Raw genomic sequence first — 25,197 nt, 5'->3', positions numbered from 1 at the left:
AGTGCTGCCCCTTTTTCAGGGACACGGGTTAGGGGCCGAAGACCAGGGTCAGGACCGGACGGCGGGTGGAGGACGCTTCTTTGGTGTGGAACCAGGCGTTATCGGTTCCGGCACTCGTAATGGCCAGGTCAACGGACTCGGACAGTGCGGCCGAAACTGCCGCGGTGTCGAGTTCGACGGAGTAGGCGGTGTTGGTCGCCGTCGGTGAGACGGTGCCCAGCACAGCGCTGCCCAGCGCCGGACGGTTGTTGTAGGTGGTGGTCGCCTCCGTCCAGTCCCCGTTCACCGGCTGGATAGTGTGCCGGTCAACGGAATTGCTGAAGGTTTCGGTGGAGGTGTACACCCGCAGCGTCGCCGAAATCAGCCGCATCCCTGCCGGCACCGTGGTTCCGGGGGTGAACCGCAGGTATGAGGTGTAGGCCGATGAGCCGCGTGACGCCATGGACACGGCGCTCCCGTGGGTCGCGTTGGGCGCTCCCTGGTTGACGTAGGTGTCAGCAGCGGGAGTCAGGGACAGGGTCACCGGTTCGGCCGGCGGGGCGCCGGCAATGGTGGCGCTCGCCTGGTTGGAGGCTGCTCCCGCATTCCCGGCTTCGTCGACGGCGACCACCCGGTAGTAGTAGGTGCCCGGCTCCAGCTCCGCGTCGCTGTGTGAGAGAGCGGAACCGGAGGCGGTGGTCAGCAGGCTGGCGGCCGACGGCGTGAAGCCGTCCGTCACGGAGCGGTGGATCCGGTATCCGCTGACACCGACGTTGTCGGTGGCGGCGCTCCAGGTCAGGGTTACCGTGGCGCCGTTGACGGCAGCGGATGCTCCGGAGACGGCGCTCGGCGCCGTAGTGTCCGGAGCCGGCTCGGGTTCGGCCGGGCTTCCGCCGCCGGCGGTAAAGTGCTCCGTGACCTGGGCGGCGCTCAGGGCCGTCGGGTAGGCGGCGAACTCGTCAATGGAGCCGGCCAGATAGCTGCTGGTGGGCCGTTCCGGCCAGCCGATCAGGCTGTCTCCGCCCACCCGCCAGGAGCCCGTGTAGGTCTGCGCAGCCGGTGTCTGGCTGCTGGCCACGGGCACGCCGTCCACGTACAGGGTGAAGCCCGAGGCCGTCTGCACGGCCGCCGCATGGTGCCAGGCGTTGTCGTTGTACGTCTTGGCCGTGCTGGCGCTCACGGGTGTGTTGGCTGCGTTGAGGACGCCGTAGGCGAGGGTTCCGCCGGTGGTCATGTACAGGTGCCGGTCCACGATGCCGCTGGAATTGCGGGTGCCGTGGCGGTTGGGCTGTCCGGAGGCGAAGCCGAAGATCTTTCCGCCCCGCACCGTGTCGGTCTTGAACCATGCCTCGGCGGTGTAGGTGGCGGGAGCAGGATACCGCTGCTGTCCGGAGACCTGATCATCGACGCCGTCAAAGACCCCGGCGGTGCTGCCGGGAACGGCTCCGGCGGTGCCGGCCAGGAGCGGGCCGCCGTAGGCGACGCCGCGGTTGTTGCCGGGCGAGGTGTCCGCCGGGGCGGTGGGCCGGCTGTCGTCAAGCCGCCAGTAGGTGGAAGCGCCGTCACGGAGCACCGCATCCGGGTAGGGCTGGGTGGCCGCTGCCGTGGTGACTGAGACCTGTGCGGAGAGAGCGCTGGCGGTGGAGCCGTCGCTGGCCTGCACCCGGTAGGAGTAGGCGGTGCCCGGCGCGGCCGTGCGGTCCGTAAAGGACAGCTGGGGTGTGTCGAACCAGGTGGACTTTCCGGTGACGGTGCCCAGGGCGGTGCTGCTGCCGTTGCGGTAAACGCTGTAGGTGAGGGCGGCGTCGTCGTTGTCCACGCTTTGGGTCCAGCGGACCTGGTTCTGGCCGGCGGCGAAGCTCACTGCGCTGACGTTGGCCGGCGTACCGGGCGCGGCGGAGGCCGGGCCGGGGCCGAAGCGGGTCAGGCCCTGCTGCGCGGTGCCGTTGGTGGTGGTGAATTCGCCGGCGACCCACAGGACGTCGCCGTTGCCGGTGCTGGTGGTTTCCAGGGCCCGCGGGCCCAGGCCTTCGCCGGTGCCGTCATTGGTGTCGGGGCTCCAGCCGAGGAAGGGGTACGGATTGTTGATGTCCTGGGCGGAGAGGTGTTTGCGGTTGCCGTCGGCAAAGCCGTTCATGCCGGAGCAGTCGTGGACGTGGTGCCCGGAATAGAGCACGTCCTTGTAGGGCAGCACCGCCTGGGTGGCGCCCTGGCAGGTGTCTTTCCAGATCTGCTCGTAGTTGCTGTCCAGGGACAGCCGGGCGCGGCCGTCAAAGGACCGGCTGCCCATGCCCTCACCGGCGACATAGAAGCTGGTGCCGTCACTGGTGACGTCCTTGATCACGGCGCTGGCGGGAATGTAGGCGGCAGAGGCGTAGGTGCGCACATTGGCGCCGGCGCCCTTGTCCACCACGGCCATGGCCCGCGATTCTGCGCCGTTGACCGTGCTGAAGTCCCCGGAAATCAGAACGACGTTGCGGTCCGCGGGGACGTCCAGGGCCCGGCCCACGCCGTCGGCCACGGGAGCCCACGGAAGCAGGGCGCCGGTGGCGCCCACTGCAGCGAAGCGGCTGCGGGCGGTGCCGTTGACGGTGGTGAAGTCGCCGCCGAAGTAGACGGCGTTGTCGGTGGCGGCGATGGTCCGCACCGTGCTGTTCACCGTGCCGGGCCGGAAGGTGGTGTCCACGGTGCAGCTCGGCAGGTTGATGGCGGCCAGCCGGTTAGCGGTGACGCCGTTGACTGTGGTGAAGTTCCCGCCCACGTACAGCTTGCGGCCGTCGGGGGAGACATCCATGGCCCGCACCGTGGCACCCGTTCCGCCGGTGAAGGACAGAGCGCACGAGGTGGGCGTGCCGGTGTAGGCGTCAAAGGCGGAAAAATTGACTGCTGTCCGGGACTGGCTGTTGCCGGCGGCGGTTCCCGGGGGCCGCACCTCGGTGAAGGTGCCGCCGACATACATCACGCCGTTGGCCTCCGCCATCGCCCACGCGATGCCGTTGGTCTGCCAGGTGGGGAGGGCGACGGCCGAGAAGGCCACGCCGGGGGTCAGGGCGGTGGCCGGAGCGGCAACGCCTATCAGGGTTGCCGCTGCCACGGCCGCAACCGAACAGATTGCCGCAATTTTTTTATGCACGGCTGTACCGCCTCATGAACTGGGGACGGGCCCGCGGCCCGAAACTGAATGGAAGCGTAACCCCGGGCTTCTGCCAGTCCCACGGTGGCGTTTACTCGAATTGATGGAGTAAATACCCGGGCTGCCGGTGCGTCTACTCGTGTTTCTCCGGCCCCTACGTGATTGTGCGGAAATCGCTTTACGGGCTCCCGAAAATGAGCCAAAGATGAACTGATATTTAACGGACCACACCTGGGGGTTGTTCACATGACAGTTCGGATCGGCTATGCCTCGGGAGTGTACGACCTTTTCCATATCGGCCATCTGAACTTGTTGAAGCATGCGCGCAGCCAGTGCGACTACCTGATCGCCGGCGTCGCCTCCACCGACATGACCCAGCGGCTGAAGGGAACCACCCCTGTGGTTCCCCTTGCGGAGCGGGTGGAAATCGTGCGCAGCGTTCGCTACGTCGACGACGTGGTGGTTGATGAGCATCTGAACAAGGCGGAAACCTGGCGTGAAGTGGGCTTCAACGTCTTTTTCAAGGGTGATGACTGGCGGGGCACGGAGAAGGGCGACCGCTTGGAACGCGACATGGCCCGGATAGGAGTACAGGTGGTGTATTTTCCCTACACGGTGAGCACGTCCTCCACCGTGCTGCGCCGCGCCCTGACCCTTCTGGAGGGCGGTCGTGCCGGGGACGCAGCCCTGAACGCATGAATCCCCGGCACACGTTTGGGCGGCGGCTTCCCCCGGCCTCCGGGCTGTCCCGCCGCGAGGTGCTGGCACTGGGTGCCGCGGGCCTTGTCCTGGCCGGCTGCACCGGAAGGGCCGACGCGGACGGAGAGGCATCCGCCACGCCTGAGCCGGCTCCCGTCCACACGGTCGATTCGATGCTGGCCGCCGCCCCGTTTCTGATCGCACACCGCGGATCCTGGGACAACTGGCCCGAGCACACCATGACGGCGTACCGCGAGTCGGCCAAGGCCGGAGCGGTGGCCCTGGAGATTTCGGTCAGCGCCACGTCGGACGGAACCCTGATCTGCCACCACGATCTCACCACCGAACGCACCACCGGCACCAAGCTGATGATCAAGGACTCCACGTACGCAGAGGTCTCAGAGCTGCTGGTTGACGCCCGGGCATGGCTGGGCCCGAAGGCGGTGACGGAGAAGATTCCCCTGCTCAAGGACGTCCTGGATGCCTTCGCCTCCACCCACGTGCTTTTCATCGAGGACAAGCAGGGCACCAACGCCAAGGCGCTGCTGGATCTGATGGACACCTATCCGGACTCGCACAGCCACTTCATCTGGAAGCAGTCGGCGGAGGCTGCGCAGATTGATGCCGCCTCCGAGCGCGGCTACGCCAGTTGGGGCTACTTCACCACCGAGCAGCTGGAACTCGTACCGCAGCTGGCTGACAAGTTCACCTACCTGGGCGTCCACCATTCGGCAGCCGATGATGCACTGGCGAAGGTGGTGGCCACCGGCAAGCCCGTTATCTGCTGGGAAGTGCACACCCGGGAGCTGCGCGACCGGCTGCTGGCGCTGGGCGTGTCCGGGCTCATGTGCGCCAACCTGCCGTACCTGGCCACGGACGAGCCGGCGGCGACGTCCGACAGCTTCGGGGACGGGATCCGGGCGGCGGGCGACCTGCCCTGGATGGTGGGGCAGGGCTGGGAGTTCCAACCGGAACTGAAGCCTGCCGGCGGCACCCTGCTCATGTCCGCCGCGGCCAACAGCAGTTACCGGATGGGTTCGCTGGGCCCGGTGCGCCGGGAGGTCTACAGCGTCCAGTTCGACATGCGCTGGCCGGAGGAACTGCCCGTGGATGACACCCTGCACGCCGGACTGGCGTTCGGCCAGGATGATGACCGCCCGTACCGGGTGCTCATCCCCAGCGACGTGGGCGGCTACCACCTGGTGGTCCGGCCCACGGGGGAAATGACCCTGCTGTTGCGCAGCCCGGGGGAACCCGGCGGGCTGCGGCTGAGCGCCGTGGACACGGAGCCGGTGAGAGCGGGGGAGTGGATGTCGCTGAAGATTGATATCGACCCGGACAGCATCCGCTACTCGCGGCTGGACGGCGCCGGCTGGGCGGGCATTACCTCAAACCGCAAGTACCGCGGAGGCTACTTCAGCCTGGCCCGAAACTATGCGGACGACTGCCCGGTGGAGTTCCGCAGCGTCAAGGTCACCTAGGCCCGGCCCCGCCGGACTGCACGCAGCGTCCGGCCCCGCCGGATCGATGAACGCAGCGTCCGGCCCGCGGCGGCCACGGCCACGCCCAGCAGCGCCCCCGCGCCGTTGTTCAGCACATCCTGAAGATCGCCCTGCCGCCGGGGCAGGAACAGGTCCTGGCTGATCTCCGCTCCGGCTGCGAGCCCGACGCACAGCAGCAGTCCCAGCCACCAGCGCCGTGCCGGCAGCAGGAGCCCGGCCAGCAGGCCCAGCGGCACAAAGAGCAGCACGTTGGCCGCTGCTTCCACCGCGGTGTAGTCCACCCAGCCCGGAAGCCCGTGCTCCTGCAGCCGGCGGAGAGCCCGCAGCACCGTCCCGTAGACGGGCTGGTCCACGGGCCCGGGGGTCAGCAGGACCGCGCCCATTCCGGCCAGGACTGCGGCGGCGGCCAGCCCGAGGAACGCACGGCGTGCTCCATGGCTGCCCGCAGCCGGGCGGCGCTTACCCTCGGCGGTGCCGGGCGGATCTTCCCTGCACTTGCTGCCTGCCTGCACCTGCTACCTGCGTCCCTGCTGGTTGTGGGCCGCAACCTGGGCGGCGGTGAGGGCCGTGGGATAGACCGCGAATTCGTCGATGGCCCCCTTGAAGTGCCGGCTGGTGGGAGCGCTGGGCCAGGTGGACGGAATCGAGTCCCCGCCGATCCGCCAGGAGCCGAGAGAGACCGTGTTGGCGGAGACAGTATTGGAGGCAACCCTCACGCCGTCGACATAGAGCACCATCCCGCCCGGGCCCTGGGTCGCCACCACATGGTGCCACGCGTTGTCGTTGTAGCTGGCGGGCGAGGTGACCACCACCCGGGTGCCGGACCAGGTGCCGAACACGAGCTTGCCGGCGTCGCTCATGTAGATGTGGCGGTCATAGACGCTGCTGTAGCCCAGGAGGGTTCCGTTGCGGCGGGGCTGGGCGTTGCCGAAGCCCAGAATCTTCCCGCCGGTGGTGGTGTCGGTCTTGAACCAGGCCTCGGCGCTGAACACCGTGGGTGCGCTGACGCGCTGCTGGCCGTAAATCATGTCGTCGACGCCGTCAAAGGTCGCCGCCCGGTTGCTGTCGCTGCGCAGCGCACTCGTGGTCCCGGAGAGTTTGGCGCCCAAGTTGGGCAGGCCCATCTTGTTGCCGTTGGAGGAATCGGCGGCCGCCCCCAGGGAGTCGCCGAGGCGCCAGTAGGTGGTGGCGCCGTCGGCCCGCACCAGGGCCGGATACGGAGCAGCCGAAGTGGCGGTGGTGATCTGCACCGGCGCCGAGAGTGCACCGCTGCGCCCGCTGGGATCGGTGGCCTGCACCCGGTAGGTGTAGGCCGTGCCCGGCACCGCCGTGGTGTCGGTGAAGGAGGCCTGGGGCAGGTCCCACCAGCGCGACGACGAGTTGACGGTTGCCAGCGCAGTGGCGGAACCGTTGCGGTAGACCCGGTAGGTGAGCTCGGAATCATCGGGGTCCGAAGTGGACTGCCAGCGGACGGTGTTCTGGCCCGAGGCCCGGGACTCGGCGCTGACAAACTGCGGCGTGCCGGGACCTGCGGTGCCGGGGCCGGGCCCAAAGCGGGTCAGGCTCTGCTGCCCGGCGCCGTTGACGGTGGTGAATTCCCCGCCGGTCCACAGGACGTCCCTGCCGCTGCCGGCGGTGGTGTGCGCCAGGGTGCGCGTGCCGATTCCCTCGCCCTGGCCGTCATTGGTGACCGGGTTCCACTGGTACATGGGGGAGGGGCCGTTGATGCTCTGCGCGCTCAGGTGCACCCGCGGGCCTTCCGGAAAGGAGTTCATGCTGGAGCAGTCGTGCGCGTGGTGTGCGGCGTAGAGCGTTGCGCTGTAGACGGACACGGCCTGGGTGGCGCCCAGGCAGGTGTCCCGCCAGACCTGGTTGTAGGTGTTCAGGTCCAGCCGGGCGCGGCCGTCAAAAATGCCGCCGCCGGTGCCTTCGTTGCCGATGTAGAAGCTGGTGCCGTCGGAATCGATGGACTTGACCGAGGAGGTTTTTGGAATGAAAAAGTTGGGATAGGTGCGGATGCTGGCGCCGGTGGTGCTGTTCAGTACCGCCAGGGCCTTGGAATCGGCGCCGTTCATGGTGAGGAAGTCACCGCCGGCCAGGACGACGTTCCGTCCCGCGGGGGCGTGCAGGGCACGTACCGGCTGGCTGGCCTCCGGCGCCCACGGCAGCAGCGCGCCGGTGGAGTTGACTGCGGCGAGCATGCCCCGCGCGGAGCTGCCCACGCTCTTGAAGTCCCCGCCGAAATACACCGCGGAGTCAGTTGCTTCGATGGCGCGCACTGTGGCGGAAACTGTCGGAGGCTTGAAGTTGGTGTTGACGGTGCAGCTGGGCAGGTTGATGGCGGCAATCCGGGTGGTGGTGACGCCGTTGACCGTGCCGAAGCTGCCGCCGATGTACAGGGTCCGGCCGTCGGGGGAGATATCCATGGCCCGCACCGTGGCGCTGCCGCCGGTGACCGAGAGGGCGCACTGGACCGGGTTGCCGGTGTAGGCGTCAAAGGCGGCAAAATTCACGGCGCTGACGGACCCGGCGCCGCCGGCCGGAACCTTGGGCGGGCGGATGGCGGTGAAGGTTCCCCCGACGTACATCACGCCGTTGGACTCGGCCATGGCCCAGACAATGCCGTTGGTCTGCCAGGTGGGGAGGTCGGTTGCGGAGAAGGCCACTCCGGGCGAGAGGGCGGCAGCCGGCGGGGCGACTCCGATCAGTGATGCGGCAGCGAGCACAACTCCGCTCAGGACAGCAGCGATTCTCTTGACCATGGTGAAACCCCCGGCTCTAAATCCCAGCGGCGCCCAGTGGATGGCACGCCCGAGAAGGAATCTATCGCCGCGGCCGCGCGGGGGAACGGGTACGGGATACCTGTTTTCCACGCCGGGCCTACCTGAGAACCCGGGCGTCCCCCGGGGAGACACCGGGATGCCACCGGCGGCCCCTGACTCCCACCGAAACCCACCCTGGCGCCATCCGGAACCGCTGCCACCCGCCGTCGTCCGCGAACTAAGGCCGAGCTCAGGTGCGCTCGCGGCCGTGCAGTGGGATGATTAGCACAGACTTATGTGGCGTAATGCAGATTACCCGCGCACACCGACGGCCAGCCAAGGAGTTTTTCCCGTGCCTGTGGTTTCCACCCCCGATACCCTCAAGCCCGCAGTGGAGCTGATGGACAACGCCGAGGTCCTGCGCATCCGCAACGACTTCCCGATCCTGAACCAGCAGGTCAACGGCCATCCGCTGGTCTACCTGGACTCCGGCGCCACCTCGCAGAACCCGCTCAGCGTGATCGAAGCCGAACAGGAGTTCTACGAACAGCGCAACTCCGCCGTGCACCGCGGCGCGCACACCCTCGCGGTGGCCGCCACCGACGTGTACGAGGACGCCCGGGCCAAGATCGCCCGCTTCGTGAACGCCCGGCCTGATGAAATTGTCTGGACCTCCAACGCCACCGAGGCCATCAACCTGATTGCCTACTCCTTCTCCAACGCCGCCGCCGGCCGCGGGGGAGAGGCGGCCCGCCGCTTCGCGCTGGGCGAGGGCGACGACATTGTGGTCAGCGAAATGGAGCACCACGCCAACCTGATTCCCTGGCAGGAACTGGCCGCGCGCACCGGAGCCACGCTGCGGTTCATTCCGGTGGACGACGACGGCGCGCTGCGGCTGGAGGAGGCCGAGCGGCTGATCACCGGGCGCACCAAGATTGTGGCGTTCACGCACGCCTCCAACGTGCTCGGCACCATCAACCCGGTGGAAACCCTGGTGCGCCTCGCGCACAACGCGGGGGCGCTCGTCGTGCTTGATGCCTGCCAGTCGGTGCCGCACCTGCCGGTGGACTTCAAGGCGCTGGACGTGGATTTCGCCGCGTTCTCCGGGCACAAGATGCTGGGCCCCACCGGCATCGGCGTGCTGTACGGCAAGGCGGAACTGCTCAATGCGATGCCGCCGTTCCTGACCGGCGGCTCCATGATCACCACGGTGACCATGGAAAAGGCCGAGTACCTGCCGGCGCCGCAGCGTTTCGAGGCCGGAACCCAGCGCATCTCGCAGGCCATGGCGCTGGGCACCGCGGCGGATTACCTGCAGGAAACCGGCATGGACCGCATCCATGCGTGGGAAGCCACGCTGGGCCAGCGGCTGGTCTCGGGCCTGGAGGCGATTGAGGGCATCCGCGTGCTCGGGCCCCGTGCGGGCGTGGAGCGGATCGGGCTGGCGGCGTTCGACGTCGACGGCGTCCACTCGCACGACGTCGGGCAGTTCCTGGATGACCAGGGCATCGCCGTGCGCGTGGGCCACCACTGCGCGCAGCCGCTGCACCGCCGGCTGGGCCTGGTGTCCACCACCCGCGCCAGCACCTACCTGTACAACACCACCGACGACGTCGACGCGTTCCTCAACGCAGTGGCCGGCGTGCGTCCGTTTTTTGGAGTGAAGTAAATGAGCGCCGAGCTGCAGCAGCTGTACCAGCAGATCATCCTGGACCATGCCAAGGCCCGGCACGGCGCCGGGCTGGCGGAGGTGCCTGCCGGGGCGAAGTCGGGGGAGAGTCACCAGCTGAACCCGACCTGCGGGGACGAGATTACGCTGCGTGCCGTGCTGGCCCCCGCCGGGGATTCCGCGGGAGGGCCCGACGGCGGTGCCTCCGTGGAGGGCATCAGCTGGGAGGGGCAGGGCTGTTCCATTTCGATGGCGTCGGCCTCGGTCCTGACCGATCTGGCCGCCGGCCTGCCCCGGGACGAGATTATGGACCTGGTGGACAACTTCCGCGAGGTGATGCGCTCCCGCGGCACCGTGGAGGCCGACGAAGAGGTGCTCGGCGACGCCGCAGCGTTCTCCGGTGTTTCCCGCTATCCGGCGCGGGTCAAGTGCGCCATGCTCGCCTGGGTTGCACTGGAGGAAGCGCTGCTCGCGGCCAACTAGGCGCACGTAATACCGGGCCGCAAACGAGTATCGGCCACCGTTCCGCGGAACCATGACGCGATCATATGTTCGAGTGCATGGACACACCTGCTCCCGCTAGGGAATGGCGCCGGAAGCGCTACCGCCGTACCCGCCGCGATTGGCTTACCTACCTCGGATTGGCCCTCTTAGTGGCGGTTACGGCCGTGGTCGTGGCAGCGGCTTTTGCCAGATGACAGCGAGCTAGGAACGAGCCCGGCCAAAGTGAGCCCGCCGCCGTGTTTCTTCGCGGGTCACAGCAGTCCGGCCCGTAAGCTTGCGGGATGGAAAAAACACCCAGCCTTGATCTGATCTGATGGGCCTCTTCGGGGGCAAACGTGCGGCCAAAGCCAAAGCCAAAGCCGCCGCTGAAGTGGATGCCTGGGTTGCAGGCGCAACCGCGGCCCTGCCCGGTGCTCAGGTTTCGGGGGACACCTGGACGGGCCCTTTCTTCATGCGCGGCCTGACAGCCAACACATACACGGTAAAGACCCTGGGCAGCCGCAGCCACTTGTCCACCGTCCTGATCAGGCTGTCGCCGCAGATCGATGCGCTGGGGCAAAACGACACCCTGAACCTGCAGGTCGCCGAGTCGCATGCGCCGGGCGCAGTGCATTCCCGCCTGACGGTCTCCGGGGAGAAGCGGGACCGGGAATGGCTGCAGTTTCTGGTGCGCGCCCACGATGCCCTGGTTACCCGCATGCCGGACCAGTCCGTCCTGCTGGGCGGGCTCAATGGCCGCTGCACCGTGCTGGACGTGGCCCGGGAGGATGCCCTGCCTACCGCGCGCCTGCTGATTTCCTGGTGGGAGGAACAGCAGATCGCCGAGGCCGGGAACTCACCGCTGTCCGGACTTTCGCTGGAGATCGGCGGCGTCTGCGACAACCCGGAAATCACCTACACGGTGGATCCGTCGGGTGCGTTCGACGTCGACGGCGTGGAACTGGAGCAGCCCGCGGAACCGCTGTCGGCAGCCGATCAACGGGAGCAAATCCGACTGGCGGTCACTGCCTGGAACGGAAGCCTGGACGATTTGGACACCGCGGCCGGGCTGGACCTGCCTCCCGGCTGTGCGATCGAGATCCAGTCGTTCGCACCCGAGTTTGAGCCGCGGCTCCTGGTTCTGGAACGGGACACCGGTACGTGGAGCAAGGAGGAAACCGCTCGAATCGGGGAAGCGCTCAGGTCGCGCAATCCGTCGTCGGCGGTTCAGACCCCGTAGGACGGACCGGCGGCCCCGGTCGAACGGTTCCCTCTTGAGGGGTTAGGCGGCCTGCGTGACGTCGTCGGTGGAGACCGGGCCGGCGTTCGTCAGGATGGCAGGCTGTGCTGCGGTCTCGAGCGGTGCTTTGGTGACGGCAGGTTCAGCGGGCTGGTTTTTGCGGCGGGCCACCCGAACGGTCACGATACCGCTGATCAGGCCCGCGAGACCGACGGCGGCCCAAATGATCATGCCGGTGCTGGCGAAAACGCTGATAAAAGGAAGTGCAGAGACTGATGCTGCTGAAAGCAAGAATTCCCCCAGGAATTGTGAGTCAAACGAGATCGCACCGCCTGAATTGTCGGCGTGCGTCATGATAATAGCAGTTTCGGGGCTGGTTGAACCCCCCTTTGTAAACAGACTTAAAAAAGTGCTGCAGGGAACGGGTTGTCCGGTCCCTGCAGCACTTTTGGCGTGCCCTTGGAAAAGACGTAGTGTTACGGGCGGCCCATGCCCTTGAAGTTCCAGCCGGCGTTCCGCCAGGCGGCCGGGTCCAGCACATTGCGGCCGTCAATAATGTTCTTGTCCGTCACCAGTGCACCGACGGTCTGCGGATCCAGTGCCCGGTATTCTTTCCATTCGGTCAGGAGCACCAAAACGTGGGCCTTTTCGATGGCGTTTTCCGTGATGGGGTCATAGCTGAGCTCCGGGAAACGTCCCTTGGCGTTCTGCAGTGCTTCAGGATCGGTCACGGTGACCGTGGCGCCCTGGAGCTGCATCTGGGCGGCCGCACTCAGCGCGGGGGAGTCCCGGACGTCGTCGCTGTCGGGCTTGAAGGCGGCCCCAAGGATGGTGACGCGCTTGCCCAGCAGCGAGCCACCACAGATGTCGCGGGTCATTTCGACAACGCGGGTCCGGCGGCGCATGTTGATGGCGTCCACCTCGCGCAGGAAGGTCAGAGCCTGATCGGCACCCAGCTCGCCGGCGCGTGCCATGAAAGCGCGGATGTCCTTGGGCAGGCAGCCGCCGCCGAAGCCGACTCCGGCATTGAGGAACTTCCGGCCGATGCGGTCGTCCATGCCAATGGCGTCGGCCAAAGCCGTGACATCAGCTCCTGCAGCGTCACAGACCTCAGCCATGGCATTGATGAAGCTGATCTTGGTGGCCAGGAAGGAGTTGGCAGCTGTCTTGACGAGTTCTGCGGTGGCGTAGTCAACCACCAGCCGCGGTGTGCCGGTGGAGAGGGGAGTGGTATAGACCTCGTCGAGAGCGGCGACGGCAGCCGTGCCGGCGTCTCCTGACGGAACTCCGTAGACAAAGCGGTCCGGGGTCAGGGTGTCCTGGACGGCGTGACCTTCGCGGAGGAATTCGGGATTCCAGACCAGAATGGCGTCAGCGGCGGTGTCCTGGAGATCGTCGGCGAGGCGGGCAGCGGTGCCAACCGGCACGGTGGACTTGCCGACGACGACGTTCCCTGGCTTCAGGTAAGGGGCCAGTGCCGCGAAGGCGGCATCAACGTACCGGAGGTCAGCCGCATACTCGCCCTTTCGCTGCGGGGTTCCAACGCAGACAAAATGGACATCGGCACCTGCCGCCTCAGCCATGTCGGTGCTGAAGCTCAAACGGCCGGACGCAATTGATTCGGTGAGGAGTTCCGGCAATCCCGGCTCAAAGAAGGGCGCCCGCCCCGCGGTCAATTCATTGATTTTGTCTTGGTCAACATCAATGCCGACCACGTCGTGTCCAAGCGTGGCCATTGAAGCCGCATGGACGGCTCCGAGATAGCCGCAGCCGACGACAGATATACGCACGTTTCCCCTTGAAATTCTAAAGCACAAAAATGACTGCAACCCTCGCGGATTAGGCAGTGGTTCGAGATGTTGTCGCCGGTGTTGCCGGCGCCGGCCCAGCTGAAGCTGTTGAGGCCCTAGACCACATGCGGGAGGGCGGGAACCGATTGGTTTCCGCCCTCCCGAGTAATTGCTAAAACTTGCTGTTAGGCATTCTTGCGGCGTGCAACTGCAACGGAAGCAACGCCGGCGCCGAGGGCCAGAACGCCTGCAGCTCCCCAGAGCAGCATTGCTGAGTCGGCTCCGGTATCAGCAAGGTCGCTACCTTCTGAACCGTCGTTGCCTGATCCGTCACCGGAACCGCTGCCGTCACCGGCGAATGCCGGGTCGACCGAAACGACTGCAGTAGTGACCTTCCCCGACTGGAGACCGGTGGCGGTCAGCGTGTAGGTGCCTGCCTCGCCCAGCGTGATATTCGTGCTGAAGTTGCCGCTGGCGTCAGCATTCGTGGTGAAGCTGTTGACTACTTCTGCCAGGACGATTACTCCGTTGAGACCGCTACCCGGAACTGTAACCGGGTCGTTGGAGTAGTCGACGGTCACGCCGATGGCTTCGCCGGGGGTGAAACCGGATCCGCCGAAGGCCACGGTGGCCCCGGGCGCAACCGTGGCGTCGCTGACGCCGCCGGGTGCGGGTGCCGGGTAGTTGTCGACGGCATTAGCGGCGCCGGCGCCGAAGAAGGCCAGCGACCCGGCCAAAACGAGTGCGGATGCGGTTTTTTTCATATGAGACTCCCCATGCAATTGATAAAAAAGACTGTTGTAGGTACTGAATGGTCTCGGTCCCCACAACAACACATGGAAACCAACCGAAATTCCAAAAAATCTAGAGTTCATCCTGGGGCTCTCCCCATCACTACCGGACATCATTCCACACTGAGAAACCAGTGGAAACGCTCTTCACGGTAACAGGTACTCGTGCTAGTTCCAAGCTCATTATGGTATGTAACCTGTGTTCGGTGACTTCAGTTGCAGCTGAAGCGATCGAATGGCCGGACCATTTCTAGAGGCGATTGGATTGTGGGCGTAACTTGAACTCGTGGGTCTGAACCCTGAACCACGTGAGAAAAAGTTATGTCGAGAACTGCAGTCTCGTTTGGGCCGACTTCCATTTGAACTGACCCGACTGGCCTCTGGCCGTGTTTTCCAGAACCAACGCTCACGGGTTCGCCGTTTACTGTTGCCGTCTCCACAAATGATTGAGCAGGGCCATACACAACGTAATTGGTGCGGATCCTGCCAGGGGCCACTCCAAAGGCGCCGTTTCCCGTGACGTATGCTGGAAGGGTAACCACATCTTTGTCTTGGACCATGTTGGTGACGGAAAGTCGAACTGTGTACTCGCCGTAATCTCCAGATTGACAGTGCTGCAGAAGTTCGATCGAGCGTCTGGCGTAGTAGTCCATTTTGGCACCGGTCCCATCATTGAAATAGGCACCAAAGGCGGCCCCGCCGTTCGCTGGACCTGTGACAGAACCATGGAGAGGGGTGGAAGCAACGATGCTCTGCTCGTTGGAATGACTGGACCATAGGCGCAGACGGCTCTCATCGCTGCTGATTACCAAGGCTTTGATCAGTCGGGCGCCGTCTCCTTCTCCGTCCGTGAATGCTGAGAATACGAGACTAGCCACCGCAGCGAAATAGGCATCCTGTATCTCTGGGTTCTCTATCTCACGGTAAACATTGGACAAAAGAGTGGGGATTACGTTGTCTTTTGTAAGCGACGAAGGAAGGCCCGTGTTTTGGATCATGTTCAGAACGCGGGTATCGGTCAGTTCTACCGGACCAGTGGCGTCCAATAAATGTGCCAACACCACTGGATCTAGGGCAAGTACGCCGTCTATAATTTGACCGGGGTGGCGATGTTCCCACATTTGTTTTGCGGTTTGAGCTGCAGTTGGAAAGTCCGGCGTCAAATTCACGTTCTGCATCTGCGTCCCGAGACGACCTGTATATATCGCTACTTGTTCGGCGTCGACATCGAGCATTGGATGAAACGCACCTAATGCGACAGCACTGGTTTGCTTACCGAGGCTGATCTGGCCGTTATCGGTGTGCAGAATGGCCAACGCTCCTGGGATTCCCCCTGTAGCTCGCGCTTCTGAGCTATTTTGAACCAGAACGAGATAATCCCGTGGTCCCTCTGAGCCAAGCATCGCAGGGAGGAGCTGCGCTGTGGAGGCCGCTGTGTCCAGGAGGGCGCTGAGATCCTTTAGCTGCTCTGTTGCCACACCTACTGGTGTTGCAAGTTCTGGAAGGAGACGGGACAGGTCGATGGAAGACATTCTTTGGTGCGACAGGCGTACCGTGGTCGCGGCGCTCGAAATATCGGGCGCCGCCTCCTGCAACTGCGTGAAATCAACTCGTCCGTCTGTGGGGGAGAGTGTTTGCCAATTAAGCGAGTCGTACCTGTCTAACAGGGGAGCTGCGGCTCGGATGGCAATATCATCGGCTGAGACTGCCACTTCACGTACAGCGTGGAAATTTGCCCCATAGACAGGGAGAACTGAAGCAGCTTTCCAGAGCGGTGCGCCAGTGGTCGTGCGAGCAGCCGACGTCCGTTCCTGCATCGCTTGGAAGGTCACCTTAGCTGCTTGGTGGTTTCCATCTTTCAGTTCTACGCTCAGTTGCGGCACCAAATCCACGGCGTCTTCAAGTTGGGTTCGGACAGAGGACACCTGGTGGGCTAACAGAACACCGAGAGCTAACGCCGCTATAGCCAATCCGAGCACTCCCAAGCTGATCCTGCCGACGTATCGGCGGCCTCGCTTGGAATAGCTGTTGTGGCTCTTGCCCGCTCCGGAGGCTCGGGTTGGCCTGTGGCCTTCGTCTGTGGGAGTCATTTCAAGCCTTCAGAAGCAGGGAGCGGAGCGGATGGCGATCTTAGTAAGCGCCGTGACGCGCGATCACAGCCCGGAATGTCTTGAGTAGAATCGCGATATCGCCGGCCACCGACCAGTTTTCGACGTAGTACAGATCAAGTCTGACGGTATCGTCCCACGAAAGTAGGGAACGACCGCTAACCTGCCACAGCCCGGTTAGGCCTGGGCGCACCATGAGTCGCCGATGCACATGGCTCTGGTAAAGCTCCACTTCGGACGGGAGTGGAGGGCGGGGGCCTACCAGGCTCATAGTACCGTTCAGGACATTGAATAACTGCGGCAATTCGTCCAGACTGAAGCGTCTCAAGAATTTTCCCGCCCGAGTTATACGCGGATCCGATCTTAACTTAAATAGGACGCCATTTCCCTCACTCTGCGATTGGAGTTCCTCCAATCTGGCTTCTGCGTCGACAACCATCGATCGAAATTTGTACATGTCAAACAGCTGACCTTCGGCCCCGACACGTGATTGTTTGAATATAACGGGGCCAGGGGAGTCCCCGCGCACAATAAGAGCAACAATGAGCATGACCGGAGATAGTAAAAGCAATAGTGCAACGGCGCCGAAGGAATCGAAGGCGCGCTTTATGAATCTCTGTCCGGCGCCTAGGTTCGGTGTAGAAACGTGAATGAGTGGAAGCCCTGCGACGGGTTGGGTGTGTATTCGTGGTCCCGCGATGTCGGTCAGTGCGGGGGCCATGATCATCTTCACTTTCATCTCGGCTAGAGCCCAACCCAATTCCCGGATGACTCTCGGCGGCAGTGGAACACCGCTTGAAAGTGCAACGGCGTTGGGCCGGACTTCGCGAATAGCTGCAGTGATTGCTTCCACGGTCGGGATGTGGCCCAGATTCGGCAGCTTCAGATTGGCGTTTACTGCAGTCCCAGGAGTAGCCTCTGGCACGTATGTAGCTACCGGCAGATAACCGGCCATCGGCTGGCTGAATAAGGCGCGAGCTAGATGTTCCACGCCATAGGCCCCGCCAATAATCAATACAGTTGAACTGCTGCCACCGGACTTCCGTTGAGTGCGTAAGTGGCTTCGGACAAGGGCGCGGGAGATAAGTAGTGACAACACTCCAGCGGGAAGCGCTAGTGCAACATAGCCACGTGCTATGTCTAACTGCAGTGCGTAGGAGACCGTCGCCACTAAGCCAAACAACCAAAAAGACGAGCTTAGAACGCGCTTGTATTCCTCGATTCCATAGCCCAAGAGCGTTGTGTCACGGCTTCCCGAAAACCCCAGCATGGCCCACCAAGCGGCAGAAAGAATTAAAGTTACAGCTATATAGCGCTCACCGTCTGTTGTGACTAGTTCGTAACCCCTGGTAGTTCCAAATCTAAGGATTAACGCGCCCGCCATGGCCCAGAGTACAACGACCCCATCTAGCCACGCTATTAGGCGAACGTAGTATCTACTCCAGTCTGCCACCAGAGATTCCTGCACTATTCCCCCATAGTTTAATTGTTAATGGTCCTAGTACTTCGTCTATTGGTTACTGTTAACTCCAAAATCAACTGGATTTCAATCAGAGTATGTTTTCGAACGTCCAGGTGACCTGAGATGCGCGCCGTCGAAGGGTTTATTATTACTCTGATTCCGAGTCCTGCGTCCCGATTTCGCCTTTGATTCGGCTTCGTACGAATAGTAGTTGTGCTCGTAGGCATCTGGTCCCTTGTTGGGGAGTCTGTTTGTGATTACACCCAGAAGGTTCGCCTGCACGAGCCTCAAGGCACCGAGAGACTTCTCGAGGTCCTGAACTTTGACCTTAGCTGCTCCGATGACCAGCACTACTCCTCCAACTCGCTGGGATAGCACTGTTGCATCCGTGACGGGAATTAGGGGGGGAGCATCGATGACGACGACATCGAATGTATCCTCAAGGCGACTGACGAGCGCAGACATTGCTTGAGAGCCTAATAATTCACTGGGATTAGGTGGGATTTGACCAGAAGTTAGAACATGGAGTTCGCCTTCCCCCCACGGCTGAAGTAGGTCTTCGACCCTAGCTCCTCCAACCAAAACCGTCGTTAGCCCCGCATTACCTTCCAGTCCCAAGTAACTGGCAACCATGGGGCGACGTAGGTCGGCATCGACCAGAGCAACACGTTGGCCCGCCTGAGCCATGGCGATAGCCAAATTGGTTGCGGTTGTGCTCTTTCCTTCGCCGGGCAATGAAGAGGTTACCAGCATGCTGTTAGATTTACTCTCCACACTGACAAACTGGAAGTTCGTCCTTATTTGACGAAACGATTCCGCACGTGCACTTTGAGGTGGAACTTGCGTTAGAAGGGGCTTTTTTTCAGCATCTTTGTCGTACGCGATGCCACCAAGCATTGGAACATCGGTTACCTGCAGAACGTCATCAATTCGACGGATTCTTGAATCGAGAATCAGCTTGAGGAGCGAAATGCCCATGCCGACCATAAGACCAACCACCAACCCGGCAGCTACAAATACTTTGATGTTTGGTCCGGACGGTGTTGTAGGTGCTGACGCTGGAGTAACTACGGAAAGTTTGACGGGTGAAGTCCCGGGCGCGTTCGCAGAACCCTCTAGATCGTCAACCGCATCAATGAGGCTAGATGTCATGGCCTGGGCAATAGCCGCGGCTTCAACTGGAGAACTACTTTTCGCCGAGAGCGTGATCAGGACGGTGTTCAGGTCGGCCGTCGCGGATACTTGCTCGGCCAACGAAAGGGGCGTGGCATCCAATCCAAGCTCGTCAATGACAGGCTGCAATACTAAAGGAGTACGTGCGGTTTCAACGTAAGATTGAACCCGAGCCTGGCTAAAAGTGTTTCCTTGCTGCAGTTCGGACACAGTGCCGGTATTTTGAATGGCAACAAAAAGCCGAGTGCTTGCCGTATAAGTTGGAGTGGTCAGAAGCGACGCGCAGGCAGCGGCTAAAACTCCAAATAGGATACTGGCGAGGATAAGGAGCCGATTTCGGTTTAGGACTTTTAGGACATCGCGGAAATCCAACTCGGACCCCTTCTAGTTATGACGTATATGAAAGAACCATAGTTTGAAAGCCTCGATTGCAGGAGACGTCGTGGCGACGTCTTTCGGTCCGAAACGTCGATCCTGATACCTGGTTCGTACTGCCTGATGCCTAACTGTACTGTCTGATAAGCCAGATCTGGAATCGAAGGCTGTACGGATTGAAGCAGGGCGGCTGAGGGCCATGGGATCGTGTAACCCCACGTGTTGTTCGAATAATTTGAAACGTCTCGTGCAATTGAAGAAGTAGAATCATTGAGGCTCATAGGTAGCCGGCGTGGAGTCACAGAGCGCCTTGGGCTCATCGCGAGAGGTGTGAAACTTTGGGCCAATCAGTGGAAGTTCGGCCTGAGGCCAGGTGCTGGCGTGATCCTACCGGCAAGCGGGGGGTGCTGGCTGGAAATCTCGGAAGCTGTACGAGCAGTTTCGTCGCTGAGCGCGTGCCCTGGATGAGAGCGTCCGCGGGCAACCGACACATATGACGCACGGCGCTTAGCTGAGCAGGATAGCCCAAGGCTGGTGCTGAATGACGACCAGAGCGCCACCCTTATGGTTTCTGAAAACCACTAGTCCGGCCGTCAGCCGTCGCAGCCTGTGTGGATACTCTTACTCGCAGAAGGCGTTACAATTCAATTGATCACCGGGGCGTCTCAGCTGTCTTTGGTGAAAGCAAAGCGCCCTTAGCTGGTGCAGGTCACGTCTCAAAACCTATGGCAAGGACAACGTTGGATCTCGAATCAATTAAAATCGCGCGGCTTATTGTTCACCAATTCGACGCAGCTCGTCCTTCGCCTGGTGGTATTGACACGTGCATCAGAGGCTTGTGCAAGTATGCCCCTGCCGACCAAAGGGTTGCAGTGGTGGGGGTGGACACCGGGGAAGGCCCTCCTGAGCGTGAGCTAGGTAGGTGGGAGACCTACACGTTCGGTGGACGCGAAATCCTATTCATGCCAGTAGTACGACTTGATCCCGGAGATCAGCGTCGAAAGATTCCACATTCACTTAGATTGATAGCGGGACTTCTTAGATTCCGTAAAAGAATGCCTCACGTGGTAGCGAATCAGGCCCATAGAATGGACGTCGGGCTATGTCTTCTACTCTTCTTTAAAGCACCCTTGATATACTTTATTCACACGCAGAAATCCGGTCTCACGGGCAAAACATCGGATTCATTATGGAGATACTCCGCTTGGTTGCATGAGGCGTTAGAGTCGTTCGTTGCCAGGCGGGCAGTGGATGTTCGTGTGTTCAACCCTGAGTATGCCCGGCAGGTCCTGAACTGGAACCCCCGTGCCCTCTTTTCACCCACGTGGTTCGATCCTGGTTTTCTTGAACCCGCTACTGTTCGGAGGGCTCAAATCTGTTGGGTTGGGCGCTTGGAAGTGCCCAAGGATCCAATTCTTGCAATTCATGCGTTCGCGGAGTTCTTGACACAGGCTGAGAACCAAGGCTACGAATTACATATGGTTGGCGCGGGTACCCAAGCCCCAAAAGTAAAGGCTCTAGTCGAAAGCCTGCCCATTCAAGTCCGTAGCAGGGTAAAACTCCGTGGGCGACTCTCTCAGAGTGAAACATCTAGGGTTATGGGGGAGAGCCGACTATTTCTGATGACTTCACACCCGGGGTACGAAGGATACCCCCGAGTACTCGTCGAAGCGTTGGCCTCCGGGCTGCCGTCTGTCGTCACAGAGGGATCTGACACTGGGAGCCTTATTGAGCCAGGCGTAAACGGATTTGTCACCTCGAGGTCTGCGTCGGACATGGCTGACAAGCTCTCCGCTGCTCTCCATCTGTCAACGGAGTCGTCGGTACAGACTGTGGCGCACCTTAGCGCTCCAGTTGTTGTCGAGGAACTCTTTGATAAGGACTCGGGTACTGGGTGCCAGATATGACCACAACCGGCGTACCGACCATAAGAGTCGTAGAAGGCGTAGCCTCGCTGGATGGACTAGATTTTTTCTCCGGAGACTTAGATGAGTTGAAGGAACGTGTTGGGGCTTTGCTCTCCTCTGGGGGAGTCCACCTGATAGTAACTACCAACACGGACCAGATAATAGACTTCGGCAAATCAAAGGGTCTTTCTGAGGCCTACAACCTAGCCTCGCTCAGGTTGGTTGATGGGAAGCCGCTGCAATCCCTAGTCCGAGCCTTGGGCGGCCGCAACACCGAGCGCATAACGGGTGCTGATCTACTTCCACAGGCAGCGGATTGGTCCCGAGAGGAGAAATGGCGGATTGCCATAATAGGGGGATCTGATTACGTTGGAGAGGGAGCGGCACGCAATTTGAGGACCCTCTACCCTGGAAGCCACGTCGAACATATTCCCTTTCCCCACACGAATAATGTTAAAAACGAGAACTCAGGCATCGTTAGAGAGCAACTACATTATTATCGTCCGGACATTTCGTTCGTCTGTCTCGGCTCTCCAAAACAGGAAGAGTGGGTCGTTGAAAACATGGACAACCTGCCCGACGGCATTTACGTTGGTGCGGGGGCGGCCGTTGATTTTGCAGCTGGTGCTAAAAGTCGAGCACCGCTATTGATGCAAAGGATGGGCTTGGAATGGACTTGGAGGCTTGTCCAAGAACCGCGCCGGTTATGGCGCAGGTATCTAGTGAAGGGCTCAGCGTTTTTCTTTGTAATTATTAAGTCGATGTGGGGGAAGCTAAAATGATCGCAGTAGTTACCGGAGTAGCTGGCTTTATTGGGAGCACGCTGGCTCGCGAACTCTTGGAGCGCGGGTACCAGGTGCGCGGGATAGATTCTATCAGTGATTATTATGACGCCGCTTTGAAGTACAGCAATTTAGAAAAGCTAAATCATCCTAACTTCGAGTTCGTCGAGGGAGATTTGAATTCCCTCGATATACAATCTCTGATTAGCGATGCCATTTATATTTTCCACCAAGCGGGACAACCAGGCGTCCGGAAATCCTGGGGCGATGATTTTGGAACATATATTGAAGCCAACATCGGCGCGACCCAGCGCCTCCTAGAGGCCTGCAAAGTCACGCCAACAGTTAAGAAACTAGTTTACGCATCGTCTTCCTCCGTCTACGGAGAAGCCGAGGGTTTTCCGACCACGGAGTATTCTGCGACGAAACCTAGAAGCCCGTACGGGGTAACAAAACTAGCAGCGGAACATCTCTGCTCCTTGTATGCATCAAATTTCGGTGTGCCCACCGTTTCGCTTAGGTATTTCACAGTTTATGGACCAGGACAGCGACCAGATATGGCCTTTACCCGCTTCGTCAGGGCAGCCGTGTTGGATGAAGAAATTGTCATCTATGGCGATGGTGAGCAGATCCGCGATTTCACTTATGTCTCGGACATCGTTGCTGCGAACATTATGGCTGCCGAAGGCGAACAAACGCCAGGAACTGTATACAACGTTGCTGGTGGTAGCAGCGTGTCCGTGCTGGAGGTCCTGACTATGCTTCGAGAAATCTCAGGTAAGGCTCTAAAAGTTCGCCATGAACAAGTAGTAGCCGGCGACGTGTTTAGGACCGGGGGTGCTACTTCTAAAATTCAGGAGGAGCTCGGGTGGTCGCCGAAAATCAGCCTCAGAGATGGTCTAGACTCGCACTATCAATGGGCTATGGCTAGCTTCAAGAATCTACCGCTTTCAGGTGACAGCAGCACAAGCGCACGCATGAACCAGGTCGTATAGCAGTGAAAGTGGCAGTACTCCTCAATCGTCTTTCGGGTGGGGGAGCAGAGCGTGTAGGGACGACATGGGCCGAGGGATTGCGCTCTCACGGGCATTCGGTCGACGTTGTTGTTACGCACGAGCCGCCGTCGGTCGACGTTCAGGACTGTGTTCGACTAGAAGCCGGTTCGTTCGGGCGCCGGATCTGGAAACTGCGAACGCTCATCAGGAGCCAAAAGTATGACGTTGTGGTCTCCCTTATGCCTCACTGGAATGTGCTCTCATTGTTAGCTGTCCTAGCTTCAGGTAAAAAAGTAAAGACAGTGATTAGCCTTCATTCTTTAGAAGCTGGCATGGTGAAAACGCATGGTCTGTCTTTTGTCGCTGAAACGTTGCTTGCCCGTTTTCTATATCGCGCGGCAGATGCTGTCATCGCCGTATCACATGCTGTCGGTGCAGAGGCGAAGTCAAAATACAATATTGAGCGTCAGAAGTTATGGGTCGTGCCTAATCCTGTCCTAGATTCGTTATCTGGGGTAGGCTCCGCGAGGAGGAGTACTAAGGACTCCCTCGCCCTCATTTATGCAGGCCGCCTTGTAGGGCAGAAAAAGCCAGAGACTTTGCTTTATTGCGCCGCAACGTTGATGAACGAGAGCAACATTCCAACCGTTCGGGTTGAGTTCTTTGGCGCTGGTCCTCTCGAGAAGAGCCTGCGGCTTGAGGCTGAGCGGTTAGGGGTACCAACCATTTTTCATGGATGGCGTGCAGACTGGAGCGCTTCGTGTCCGTCCGACGGGGTCCTTGTTCTACCCTCGATGGTTGAAGGTTTTGGGAATGTGTTGGTTGAGGCGGCCGCAATTGGACTGCCCTCAGTGTCGTCCTCAAGGGCACTCGGGGTCGCGGACGCGATTTTGCCCGGGGTCACCGGCGCCCTGGCTGCCGGAGATCACACCGCGGATTACTGTGACGCGATTCGTCAGGCTATTGCGGTTCCGCCATTCACCGTCTCACCATGGTTGGAGCGATTTACAGCAGAACATGCGGCCTCCATTGTCAACAGAATTATCGGGGAACTAGGTCTCAAAAGGACCAAGGCCGATGTCTAAGAGGGGCCGTGCGGGGCAGACGTTAGCCGCTGGCGTTTCTTTGGCGCCCGGGTTTGTTTTTCCTTTCGTTCTGGCTATTCAGCTGAGCACCGAGTCCAGCGATCTTTTTTTGTTGGCCTCATCGTTAATTGTTACGTTGGCCAGCGTGGTTGGAAGTGCTATTGAAGTAAATACAGTGGTGCAGATGGGCAGGGTCCTCTCCCGACAGCGGGAAATTAGCCATGCAGAGAGGCGCAGGTATCGCAAAAGGCAGCTTTTCTTTGCGGTGTGGGTCAGTGTGGGGCTTGGAGCAGTTTTAACGCTCGTCTATGGTGTGCGTGTTTACGCAAACGATCCCGGACTCTTCATTCTAGTCGCGTGTGTCTGCATGCTGGTACCGATTTTCGGTTCGTCAGCGAGTGTTCGGTCTGGAGAACTAATTGCTCGCGGAAACTCGATTGCGCCGGTCCTGCTCCAATCGTTCAGGACGGTTCCCCCGCTGTGCATCGTATTGTTGTTTCCAGGCGTACACCCTGTAGGGGTCGCCACAGCGTTGTGCTTTGGGGAGGTCTGCCGTGTTCTGCTCTTGGAAATGATATTGCGCAGAATGCCGACAGTGTCCGAAACATTTGAGCATGAGCGCCTAGTTCACGCTGGGACGGGAATTCAGGCGCTGTCCTCGGCGTCTACGCAGGCTGGTCCTGTGACCGATAGATTTCTACTGGGGCCGATTACCGGGTCAATCACCGCTTACGAAATCGCTGACAAAATTTTCTATGCGTGTTTTCAATTCGTAAATATGAGCATGGTCGTTACTAAGCTCCGAGTGTGGTCAGGTATCAGAAGCATGGATCCATACAAGGCTCGAATACTGATTCGTAGAGATATGCGGAACCTGAGCCTGACTTGTGCGGTAGTTGTGGGTAGCGGGGTTGGGGTGTTATGGGGAGCCAGCACTGCGGGCATTGTTCCTGATTCTTGGGCTGAAGGGGTCAAATGGGCTTGCATTGGACTATCGGCTTTTCCCTTTGCCATAGGAACGTTCGTTTGTTCTCGTTTTCTCGTTATAGCGGGAGGGCAGGCCCTAATGATGTGGTTGAGTATCATCGTCACGGTATCCAACATTGCAGTAAATTGGCTGCTAATTAGCATGATGGGGCCAATAGGTGTCCCATTGGGGACAGCATTGGTCCGCGTTGCTGCATTCGTTATTTACCTATTTGTCTGTCTCAAGGTTGTACCTCGTGTCTTTGCAACAGATCTTGGCATAGGCGAAAAGGCTA

The 25,197-nt window shown here is 60.8% G+C and carries 18 protein-coding genes; 9 read left to right on the top strand and 9 right to left on the bottom strand.

Going from position 1 to position 25,197, the window contains the following annotated elements; genetic code table 11:
• Positions 1–28 precede the first annotated feature (28 nt).
• Positions 29–3,073 carry a CBM96 family carbohydrate-binding protein gene (locus WKB88_RS07615; protein ID WP_341393937.1) on the bottom strand — a complete coding sequence of 1,015 codons (3,045 nt, stop codon included), beginning with the start codon at positions 3,071–3,073 and terminating at the stop codon, positions 29–31.
• Positions 3,074–3,358: 285 nt separating this feature from the next.
• Here WKB88_RS07615 and WKB88_RS07610 point away from each other — a divergent pair, with 285 nt between their 5' ends.
• Together WKB88_RS07610 and WKB88_RS07605 are read left to right on the top strand one after the other, a co-directional pair.
• Positions 3,359–3,811, top strand: coding sequence for an adenylyltransferase/cytidyltransferase family protein (locus WKB88_RS07610; protein ID WP_341393936.1), 453 nt, complete (start codon positions 3,359–3,361; stop codon positions 3,809–3,811).
• Positions 3,808–5,292 carry a glycerophosphodiester phosphodiesterase gene (locus tag WKB88_RS07605; RefSeq protein WP_341393935.1) on the top strand — a complete coding sequence of 495 codons (1,485 nt, stop codon included), beginning with the start codon at positions 3,808–3,810 and terminating at the stop codon, positions 5,290–5,292. Before WKB88_RS07610 ends, WKB88_RS07605 begins: the two co-directional genes overlap by 4 nt.
• Here the strand turns inward: WKB88_RS07605 and WKB88_RS07600 are convergent.
• Positions 5,289–5,825, bottom strand: coding sequence for a VanZ family protein (locus WKB88_RS07600; RefSeq protein WP_341393934.1), 537 nt, complete (start codon positions 5,823–5,825; stop codon positions 5,289–5,291). The two genes, WKB88_RS07605 and WKB88_RS07600, sit on opposite strands and share 4 nt — an antisense overlap.
• Positions 5,826–5,828: 3 nt before the next feature.
• Positions 5,829–8,075, bottom strand: coding sequence for a LamG-like jellyroll fold domain-containing protein (locus WKB88_RS07595; RefSeq protein ID WP_341393933.1), 2,247 nt, complete (start codon positions 8,073–8,075; stop codon positions 5,829–5,831).
• A gap of 352 nt (positions 8,076–8,427) precedes the next feature.
• On the opposite strand from WKB88_RS07595, the gene WKB88_RS07590 reads away from it, so the two are divergent.
• From WKB88_RS07590 to WKB88_RS07580, 3 genes are all read left to right on the top strand, one after another.
• Positions 8,428–9,744 (top strand): cysteine desulfurase, encoded by a 1,317-nt coding sequence (locus WKB88_RS07590; protein ID WP_341393932.1) that lies wholly within the window; start codon positions 8,428–8,430, stop codon positions 9,742–9,744.
• Positions 9,745–10,227: a Fe-S cluster assembly sulfur transfer protein SufU gene (gene sufU, locus WKB88_RS07585; protein WP_341393931.1), complete on the top strand. Its 483-nt coding sequence runs from the start codon at positions 9,745–9,747 to the stop codon at positions 10,225–10,227.
• Positions 10,228–10,561: 334 nt separating this feature from the next.
• Positions 10,562–11,467, top strand: a complete 906-nt coding sequence (locus tag WKB88_RS07580) for a hypothetical protein (RefSeq protein WP_341393930.1) — start codon at positions 10,562–10,564, stop codon at positions 11,465–11,467.
• Positions 11,468–11,509: 42 nt separating this feature from the next.
• Here the strand turns inward: WKB88_RS07580 and WKB88_RS07575 are convergent, their stop codons facing one another.
• The 6 genes from WKB88_RS07575 to WKB88_RS07550 all read right to left on the bottom strand — a co-directional run bounded on the left by WKB88_RS07575 (position 11,510) and on the right by WKB88_RS07550 (position 19,163).
• On the bottom strand, positions 11,510–11,698 hold the full coding sequence (locus WKB88_RS07575) for a hypothetical protein (RefSeq protein ID WP_341393929.1): 189 nt from the start codon (positions 11,696–11,698) through the stop codon (positions 11,510–11,512).
• A 245-nt stretch (positions 11,699–11,943) separates the two neighbouring features.
• Complete coding sequence (locus WKB88_RS07570) at positions 11,944–13,257, bottom strand: UDP-glucose dehydrogenase family protein (RefSeq protein ID WP_341393928.1); 1,314 nt, start codon at positions 13,255–13,257, stop codon at positions 11,944–11,946.
• 185 nt (positions 13,258–13,442) lie between these two features.
• Positions 13,443–14,021 (bottom strand): peptidase, encoded by a 579-nt coding sequence (locus tag WKB88_RS07565; protein ID WP_341393927.1) that lies wholly within the window; start codon positions 14,019–14,021, stop codon positions 13,443–13,445.
• Positions 14,022–14,260: 239 nt separating this feature from the next.
• A complete protein-coding gene (locus WKB88_RS07560; RefSeq protein WP_341393926.1) occupies positions 14,261–16,138 on the bottom strand; it encodes a DUF4012 domain-containing protein in 1,878 nt (625 codons plus the stop codon).
• A 40-nt stretch (positions 16,139–16,178) separates the two neighbouring features.
• Positions 16,179–17,624, bottom strand: coding sequence for a sugar transferase (locus WKB88_RS07555; protein WP_445818884.1), 1,446 nt, complete (start codon positions 17,622–17,624; stop codon positions 16,179–16,181).
• Positions 17,625–17,702: 78 nt separating this feature from the next.
• Entirely contained in the window at positions 17,703–19,163 is a 1,461-nt protein-coding gene (locus WKB88_RS07550; RefSeq protein ID WP_341393924.1) for a polysaccharide biosynthesis tyrosine autokinase, read from the bottom strand.
• 728 nt (positions 19,164–19,891) lie between these two features.
• On the opposite strand from WKB88_RS07550, the gene WKB88_RS18215 reads away from it, so the two are divergent.
• From WKB88_RS18215 to WKB88_RS07535, 4 genes are read left to right on the top strand one after another with little or no spacing between them, the layout of a single operon-like run.
• Positions 19,892–21,073 carry a glycosyltransferase family 4 protein gene (locus WKB88_RS18215; protein ID WP_445818883.1) on the top strand — a complete coding sequence of 394 codons (1,182 nt, stop codon included), beginning with the start codon at positions 19,892–19,894 and terminating at the stop codon, positions 21,071–21,073.
• Complete coding sequence (locus tag WKB88_RS07545) at positions 21,070–21,855, top strand: WecB/TagA/CpsF family glycosyltransferase (protein WP_341394241.1); 786 nt, start codon at positions 21,070–21,072, stop codon at positions 21,853–21,855. The genes WKB88_RS18215 and WKB88_RS07545 overlap by 4 nt, the downstream gene beginning before the upstream one ends.
• A complete protein-coding gene (locus WKB88_RS07540) occupies positions 21,852–22,850 on the top strand; it encodes an NAD-dependent epimerase/dehydratase family protein (protein ID WP_341393923.1) in 999 nt (332 codons plus the stop codon). The genes WKB88_RS07545 and WKB88_RS07540 overlap by 4 nt, the downstream gene beginning before the upstream one ends.
• Before the next feature lie 2 nt (positions 22,851–22,852).
• Positions 22,853–23,935, top strand: a complete 1,083-nt coding sequence (locus tag WKB88_RS07535) for a glycosyltransferase (protein WP_341393922.1) — start codon at positions 22,853–22,855, stop codon at positions 23,933–23,935.
• Positions 23,936–25,197 lie beyond the last annotated feature (1,262 nt).

Source organism: Arthrobacter sp. G119Y2, from assembly GCF_038069765.1.
Classification (GTDB): domain Bacteria; phylum Actinomycetota; class Actinomycetes; order Actinomycetales; family Micrococcaceae; genus Arthrobacter_B.
The sequence above is the reverse complement of the archived record's forward strand: the minus strand, read 5'-3'. Positions and strand labels throughout refer to the sequence as shown.

Bases quoted from the DNA above. Each gene is read 5' to 3' on its own strand.
- WKB88_RS07610 (WP_341393936.1), top strand. From the start codon at position 3,359: ATGACAGTTCGGATCGGCTATGCCTCGGGAGTGTACGACCTTTTCCAT.
- WKB88_RS07605 (WP_341393935.1), top strand. From the start codon at position 3,808: ATGAATCCCCGGCACACGTTTGGGCGGCGGCTTCCCCCGGCCTCCGGG.
- WKB88_RS07595 (WP_341393933.1), bottom strand. From the start codon at position 8,075: ATGGTCAAGAGAATCGCTGCTGTCCTGAGCGGAGTTGTGCTCGCTGCC.
- sufU (WP_341393931.1), top strand. From the start codon at position 9,745: ATGAGCGCCGAGCTGCAGCAGCTGTACCAGCAGATCATCCTGGACCAT.
- WKB88_RS07580 (WP_341393930.1), top strand. From the start codon at position 10,562: ATGGGCCTCTTCGGGGGCAAACGTGCGGCCAAAGCCAAAGCCAAAGCC.
- WKB88_RS07575 (WP_341393929.1), bottom strand. From the start codon at position 11,698: ATGATCATTTGGGCCGCCGTCGGTCTCGCGGGCCTGATCAGCGGTATC.
- WKB88_RS07565 (WP_341393927.1), bottom strand. From the start codon at position 14,021: ATGAAAAAAACCGCATCCGCACTCGTTTTGGCCGGGTCGCTGGCCTTC.
- WKB88_RS07560 (WP_341393926.1), bottom strand. From the start codon at position 16,138: ATGACTCCCACAGACGAAGGCCACAGGCCAACCCGAGCCTCCGGAGCG.
- WKB88_RS18215 (WP_445818883.1), top strand. From the start codon at position 19,892: ATGGCAAGGACAACGTTGGATCTCGAATCAATTAAAATCGCGCGGCTT.
- WKB88_RS07545 (WP_341394241.1), top strand. From the start codon at position 21,070: ATGACCACAACCGGCGTACCGACCATAAGAGTCGTAGAAGGCGTAGCC.
- WKB88_RS07540 (WP_341393923.1), top strand. From the start codon at position 21,852: ATGATCGCAGTAGTTACCGGAGTAGCTGGCTTTATTGGGAGCACGCTG.